The 7,594-nt window shown below is 58.5% G+C and carries 6 protein-coding genes; 5 read left to right on the plus strand and 1 reads right to left on the minus strand.

Translation table 11 applies throughout. The features are described 5' to 3' along the window. Positions 1-385 precede the first annotated feature (385 nt). The 5 genes from recA (at position 386) to BF99_RS0118895 (ending at position 7,371) form a co-directional block, all read left to right on the plus strand. On the plus strand, positions 386-1,468 hold the full coding sequence (gene recA / locus BF99_RS0118860; protein WP_025772416.1) for a recombinase RecA: 1,083 nt from the start codon (positions 386-388) through the stop codon (positions 1,466-1,468). Continuing rightward, entirely contained in the window at positions 1,458-2,216 is a 759-nt protein-coding gene (locus tag BF99_RS23860; RefSeq protein WP_231471460.1) for a regulatory protein RecX, read from the plus strand. The genes recA and BF99_RS23860 overlap by 11 nt, the downstream gene beginning before the upstream one ends. Positions 2,217-2,478: 262 nt before the next feature. Further along, complete coding sequence (gene alaS / locus BF99_RS0118875; protein ID WP_025772422.1) at positions 2,479-5,103, plus strand: alanine--tRNA ligase; 2,625 nt, start codon at positions 2,479-2,481, stop codon at positions 5,101-5,103. A gap of 228 nt (positions 5,104-5,331) precedes the next feature. Then, the gene (locus tag BF99_RS0118885) at positions 5,332-6,585 is read left to right on the plus strand and encodes an aspartate kinase (RefSeq protein WP_025772424.1); all 1,254 of its coding nucleotides are present in this window, start codon (positions 5,332-5,334) and stop codon (positions 6,583-6,585) included. A 438-nt stretch (positions 6,586-7,023) separates the two neighbouring features. Continuing rightward, on the plus strand, positions 7,024-7,371 hold the full coding sequence (locus tag BF99_RS0118895; RefSeq protein WP_025772427.1) for a hypothetical protein: 348 nt from the start codon (positions 7,024-7,026) through the stop codon (positions 7,369-7,371). Between the two features lie 30 nt (positions 7,372-7,401). Here the strand turns inward: BF99_RS0118895 and BF99_RS23865 are convergent. After that, the coding region (locus BF99_RS23865) for a hypothetical protein (protein ID WP_231471461.1) at positions 7,402-7,594 on the minus strand (193 nt) is incomplete at its 5' end.

Genomic DNA, 7,594 nt, shown 5'->3' on the forward strand with positions numbered 1-7,594 from the left:
CGATTCGTTGCTTGGAAGCGATAGGACGAAAAAACACTCGATCGATGGGCATCCGGATAGATATCGGGACCAAAACGCACCGACAAACCGGGGGCATTGCGGGTATCATTATCGGCTACTGCCATCGTCTTAGGGATTGCTCGGCCTGATTGTTTCGGGGCTTGAGTTTTCAAGGGCGATGCTCGTTGGGATTTCGGTTTCAAGCGATGACTTGCGCGCTCGTTGCTGATAAGCGCACTTAGGGTCGAATCGATTCGGATTGCATCGACCCGCATCGATCTTCGTCTCGGATCTTCGTCTCGCTTGCGCTTCGCTCTTTTCGGCTTTCTTTTCGGTTTTCCCCTCGCTTGCGGAAAAAATCGGTCCATCATAGGAGATTCCCGGTATGAACGACAGCAGGAAACAGGCTCTCGGCTCGGCTCTTTCCCAGATCGAGCGTCAGTTCGGCAAAGGCGCGATCATGCGCATGGGAGATGAGAGTATCGAGCGCGACATCGAAGTCGTTTCCACCGGATCGATCGGCTTGGATATGGCTCTCGGGGTGGGCGGCCTACCCCGGGGTCGGGTGGTCGAGATCTACGGACCTGAATCCTCGGGTAAAACCACTTTGACTTTGGAAGCCATCGCGCGGGCGCAAAAGGCCGGTGGGACGGCGGCATTCATCGATGCCGAACATGCCCTCGACCCGCAATATGCACGAAAGATCGGGGTGGATGTCGACGAACTGCTGGTCTCGCAACCGGATACCGGCGAGCAGGCGCTCGAAATCGCGGACATGATCGTGCGCTCGGGAGCCGTCGATGTGGTGGTGGTCGACTCCGTCGCCGCCTTGACCCCCAAGGCGGAAATCGAAGGGGAGATGGGGGATTCGCATGTCGGCCTGCATGCCCGTTTGATGAGCCAAGCCCTGCGCAAACTCACCGCCAATATCAAGCGCTCCAATACCTTGGTCATCTTCATCAACCAGATCCGCATGAAGATCGGGGTGATGTTCGGCAGCCCCGAAACCACCACCGGCGGAAACGCGCTCAAATTCTATGCCTCGGTACGCCTCGACATCCGTCGGATCGGGGCGATCAAGAAGCGAGACGAAGTCGTGGGGAATGAAACCCGGGTCAAGGTGGTCAAAAACAAGGTGGCTCCGCCCTTTAGACAGGTGGAGTTCGATATCCTCTACGGACAGGGAATCTCGCGCGAGGGAGAGCTGATCGATCTCGGGGTCAAGCACGAGATCATCGAGAAATCGGGCTCTTATTACAGCTACGACGGGGCTCGCCTAGGACAAGGTCGGGATAACGCCCGAGACTTTCTCAAGGAAAATGTGCAGGTGGCACAGGATATCGAAGGCAAGATACGAGCGATCCTTTTGCCGGATCGCCCGTCGAATCCCGAAGCGCAAGCGGCAGGCACCGCTGATGCCCCGTCCGGCGCCGGAAAAAAGAATGTCGGGGAAAAGGTTGAAGTCTGATTCTCTCGCCGCTCACCAAGCGCCGCCCGAACCGGATATGGCCGCGATCCGGCAACGAGTCTTGTCGGGGGATGCTCGGCATTCCCCCGAGCGACCCGGCGGCGATGGCGGGTCGAATCCCGATATCCGCTCGCCCGATGCTTCTCCCGATACCTTGCCAGAAGACTTGGCAAGGGTGCCTGCGAAGGCGAAAGAGAACGCCTTCCTCGATTTCGATGCCGATTCGGACACCGCCGAGCCAAGTGCCGATCTCGATCCATCTCTCGATCTATCTCTCGACACATCGTCCACCGAGCGAGAACTGGCCGATATCCGGCGACGGGCCTTGAACTTGCTGGCCCGCCGCGAACATGCACGGGCCGAACTCGAACGCAAACTGGCAGCCAAGGGAAGTCCGCTCGATGCCATTCGCGAGGTGCTCGATCGAATCCAAAGCCAAGGGCTATTGAGCGAGGAGCGCTTCGCGGAGCGTTATGCGGCATCGAGGAAAGAGCGCGGATATGGCCCGCTGCGCATCCTCGATGAATTGCGAGAGCGCGGCATCGGGGACGATCTTGCGGAAGGAACGGTGGACCTGCGGGCCAAGGATTGGTTCGATCTAGCGGCCACGGCTCATCGGCGTCATTTCGGCGAGGAGCGCCCGGACAACTATCCCGATTGGGCCCGCCGAGCCCGTTTTTTGGAAAGACGCGGATTTATCAAAGACCATATCCGGGCGGTCTTGGGTATGTCGTTCGACGATTTCTGATGGCGGGATAATCGTCCCGACCGGCAGACTCGTCCGGCCCTTATGAATCATCTCATCGCTTCGAAATCCAAAACCCTTGCAAAAAAACCGATGCCATCTTCGTCTATCTTCCTTCTTGATGTCAATCTCTTTGATGAGCATCGAAGAACCCCGAAGAGCGAACCTGCAAAGGGCTTTTCGAAGGACATTTCGATCAAAGGAAGTTTCAAAGCCCGCTTCGGCCTCAGTTTCGATCCATTGATATCCATTACGAGAATCCCCGATGACCAGTAACGAACTTCGGCGCATCTTCCTGGATTACTTTCACAAGCGCGATCACGAGATCGTTGCCGGCAGCCCCTTGGTGCCCGGCAACGACCCCACCTTGCTCTTCACCAACTCGGGGATGGTGCAATTCAAGGATGTCTTTCTCGGGGCCGAAAAACGCAACTATTCTCGCGCCACCACCGCCCAACCCTGCGTACGGGCCGGCGGCAAGCATAACGATCTCGATAATGTGGGGTACACCGCCCGCCATCACACCTTCTTCGAGATGCTCGGCAACTTCAGTTTCGGCGACTACTTCAAGCAAGAAGCCATCCGCTACTGCTGGGAGTTGATGACCGAAGTCTTGGGCCTGCCCCCCGCCAAACTCTGGGTAACGGTCTACGAAGACGACGAGGAAGCCGAGCGGATCTGGTTCGACGAGATCGGAATCGACCGATCGCGTTTCACTCGCTGCGGGGAGAAGGATAATTTCTGGGCGATGGGCGATACCGGGCCTTGCGGACCTTGCTCGGAGGTGTATTACGACCATGGCCCCGAGGTCGAAGGCGGCCCGCCGGGAAGCCCCGACGAGGAAGGGGATCGCTATATCGAACTTTGGAACCTCGTCTTCATGCAGTTCAATCGGGATGCCTCGGGAGCGATGGAGCCCCTGCCCCGGCCTTCGGTGGATACCGGCATGGGTCTTGAACGCATGGCCGCGGTTCTGCAAGGGGTGCGCAGCAACTACGAAACGGACCTCTTCGTTCATCTGATCGACGCGGCGGCGGATATCACCAAGAGCACGGATCGGGAGGATAAATCCTTGCGGGTGATCGCCGATCACATCCGCTCTTGCGCTTTCTTGATCGCCGATGGCGTGGTCCCCGCCAACGAGGGTCGGGGGTATGTTCTACGCCGGATCATCCGGCGCGCCATCCGGCATGGCCATCGCTTGGGAACCGCCGAGCCCTTTTTCTGGCGCATGGTCTCCGCTCTCGAAGCGGAAATGGGCGCGGCCTACCCTGCTCTCGTGCGCCGCCGGGCTCATATCGAACAAACTCTACGCTCGGAAGAAGAGCAGTTCTCCCGCACCTTGGATCAAGGCATGCGCATCCTCGAGGAGAGCATCGAGGGCTTGGAAGGGGGCGCCATCCCCGGCGAGACGGTCTTTCGTCTTTACGACACCTATGGATTCCCCGCCGATCTGACCGCGGATATCGCCCGCGAGCGCTCGCTGGAGATCGACTTGCAAGGCTTCGAGCGCGAGATGGAAGGGCAACGCGCCCGCGCCCGCGCCGCCAGTCGCTTCAAGGCCCGCGAGGACGAGTCTCTCGACATCGCCACCGCCTTTTGCGGCTACGAGCGGCTCGAAGACGAAAGCGTGGTGGTCGCGCTGCTGCGGGGGGGCGAAAAAACGCAATCGTTGGAGGAAGGCGAGGAAGGGATGGTCGTCCTTGAAAAGACTCCTTTCTATGCCGAGTCCGGCGGGCAGGTCGGCGACCGCGGATGGATCCGGTCTTCTAAGAGCACGGCATCGACGCCTGCGAGCGATTCGGGCTTCGAATTCGAGGTCGTCGATACCTGCAAACAAGGCGAGGGGGCGGTGCATGTCGGCACCCTGCGAAAGGGTCGTATCGCGCTGGGGGACAAGGCGCTCGCCGGTGTCGACGAGACGGCGCGTTCGGCCACCGCTCGCAATCACTCCGCCACCCATCTATTGCATGCCGCCTTGCATCTCGTCTTGGGCGAGCACGTCCAACAAAAGGGATCTTTGGTGGCGCCGGATCGCCTGCGCTTCGATTTTTCCCACCCCCATCCGGTCAGCCGGGACGAGCGGCACCGGATCGAGACCTTGGTATCCGGCTGGATATTGGAAAACTCGCAGGCTCGCACCGAAATCATGCCCCTCGATCAAGCCCGACAAAGCGGGGCCATCGCTCTGTTCGGCGAAAAATACGACGATCCGGTGCGGGTGCTTTCGATCGGGGATCATTCCACCGAGCTTTGCGGCGGAACCCACGTCTGCCGAGCCGGGGATATCGGCATGTTCAAGATCGTCTCCGAAGGAGGGATCTCGGCCGGGGTGCGTCGGATCGTCGCCCTGACCGGAGAAGGCGCTCTTGCTTGGGTGCAAACGATGACGGACCGACTCGATCGGATCGCCGATACCATCCAAGCCGCCCCCGAGGCGGCGGTGGAGCGATTGGAGGCCTTGGTCGCTCGCAACCGCGAACTCGAGCGCACGCTTTCGCAGTTGCAAGCCCAAACCGCCAGCACCCGAGGGGATGCGCTGGCCGCTCAATCGGTGGATATCGCGGGGATCAAGGTTCTCGCCACCCGCATCGACGATACCGATATCGGATCGTTGCGCCAAATCGTGGATCGGCTCAAAGAGCGCTTGGGCACCGCCGCGGTGGTGGTCGCCACCGCCAAAGGCGACAAGGTCTCTTTGGTTGCCGGGGTGACCCGGAACTGCACGGACCGCATCAAGGCCGGGGATCTGGCCAATCATGTCGCATCCCAAGTCGGCGGACGCGGCGGCGGGCGAGCGGACCTCGCCCAAGCGGGAGGCAACGACCCCTCCGGTCTGGATCAAGCGCTTCGCTCCGTCGGCGAATGGGTGCAAGAGCGAGTCGGGTGATGCGGCCTTGGCACCTTTATCGATCGGCTTATCCATCGGCCATTCATCGGCTATCTATGGGCTATTCATCGGCGGGCATCCTTCGCTCGAACGGTCGAGTCGGCGATCGAGGTGGCGATCGAATCAATCATCGATATCGATTCAATGAACCCAATCATGACCTCAATTCGCAACTTTAATTGGAACCGGAAGACCCTAAATGCATCCGACAAGCCGTGAGTGTGGCCCATGCCATTGATCGTCCAGAAATTCGGGGGCAGCTCCGTCGGGAATATCGAGCGCATCATCCACGTTGCCGAGAGGATCCGGCAACTAAGCGAAAGCGGATCGAATGTCGTGGTCGTGGTCTCGGCGATGGGCGGGGAGACGGATCGGCTGCTCGGGCTCGCCCGCGGCATCCAAAGCACCCCCCATCCGCGCGAGCTCGATGTGCTGCTCTCGACCGGAGAGCAGGTCACCATCGCCCTGCTGGCCATGCGCTTGCATGCCATCGGCTGCCCCGCCCGCTCCTATACCGGCTCGCAAGTTCATATCAGAACCGATAGCGCGCATACCAAGGCGCGCATCGTCAGCGTCGAGGACCGGCGCATCCGTGAGGATCTGCAAGCGGGACGGGTCGTCGTGGTTGCAGGCTTTCAAGGGATCGACGAGAGCGGCAATATCACCACCTTGGGGCGCGGCGGCTCCGACACCACCGCGGTGGCGTTGGCCGCCGCCTTGGAAGCCGATGAATGCCGCATCTATACCGATGTGGACGGCGTTTACACCACCGACCCGCGCGTGGAGCCGCAAGCGCGACTGCTTGACTTTCTCACCTTCGAGGAGATGCTGGAGTTGGCGAGTTTGGGAGCGAAGGTGCTACAAATTCGCTCGGTCGAGTTCGCCCGTAAATACGGCGTGATCCTGCGAGTGCTCTCCTCTTTCAATGAAGGGCCGGGCACTCTGATCGGCCCCGAATCCGAGGATATGGATATGGAGCAACCCCTGATTTCCGGTATCGCCTTCGAGCGCGATGCCGCCAAAATCACCGTCTTGGGTGTACAAGACAAGCCCGGGATCGCTTTTTCGATCTTGGGCCCCATCGCCGATGAAAATATCGAAGTGGATATGATCGTGCAAAACACCGGAGTCGACGGAACCACCGATTTCACTTTCACCGTCAATCGCAACGACTTCGAAAGAACATTGCAAATTACGAGAGAGCGAAAAATTCAGTGGGGAGCGAGCAGCATCATCGGCGACAATAAGATCGCCAAGATTTCTCTGGTCGGAGTCGGGATGCGCTCCCATGCCGGCATTGCCAGTCGTATGTTCAAAGCGCTGGCGGCGGAAAATATCAACATCCTGATGATCTCGACCTCGGAGATCAAGGTCTCGGTGGTGGTGGAAGAAAAATACTTGGAACTCGGGGTACGCACGCTACATAGCGAGTTCGACTTGGACAGAGATGATACGAAACGAGACGATAGCGAAGCCCGATAAAACAAGACGATGAGCCATGGAGATGAACGATTGATATTGAAATCGATCATCGAGATCGACAATCCAGATCGACCATCGCCATCGATCGATCTCGATGAAAAAAATATCGATATATGCTTTTCGAAAATCCCGACTTATAACGGGATCCCATGGAAAAGCCGACCGTTACCGGTTGCCCCCGTCCTCATCCATCGGATAACGATCGGGTATTCGATAGTCGACCAAAGGGTCGAATACGAGGCGATCGGACAGCGAATACGGATAACATCGGAAGACGAGGCATTCCTTCTCGAAAGATCCGCCCTTTGCGAAAAATCATCGGAAAAAACCGATGAAAAGCCCTCGGCTAACTTTCCGCCCGCCTTCCATCGACAATCGCCACCGTCAATCGAAACGAGATTTACCGCCAATGGTCGCTTTCCATAAGGAGATATAACGATGTCGAGACTCAGCAAAGTCGTATTGGCCATGATGCTGTCGGTTCCATACACCCCTGCGTTCTCGCACGATGGCGTGCTCGATGAAAACGATTGTCATACGGTGACATCGGGCGGGCGATTGGTCGGATTGCACTGCCACCCGCAGGATGAATCGGAGTTGGACGATGTGTACTTGATCATCGGAGCCGCCGTTTTGACCTTGGCCGCCGTGGCTTGGCTGCTCGATGAAATGCAAGCCCCGTCACCGGGGGCGACTCTGCTCGATCCCTCCTCCGATGACCGACTCTGGCGAATCGATTCCTCCAAAGACCGGATCGGGATTCGTTTCGAGATCCCCTTGCCCTGAAAGACCCAAACCGGGCCGAACGATATCGCCCTATGGCGCGGCGCATTTCAAAGCGATGCATGCTCCCACCGAGACGCGGTCTTCGCTCTTTTCGCCTATCGATTCATCAGTATCTAACACAATAAAAAAACCGAGGGTAGTGTGACCTACCCTCGGTTCGATAGAGGCGAAAACAGCACCTATCGATGTGGCTTTACTGAGCGAGTCGAGTCGTTTTGATCGA

The organism is Thioalkalivibrio sp. HK1 (assembly GCA_000583135.1).
In the GTDB taxonomy this organism is placed as follows: Bacteria; Pseudomonadota; Gammaproteobacteria; order HK1; family HK1; genus HK1.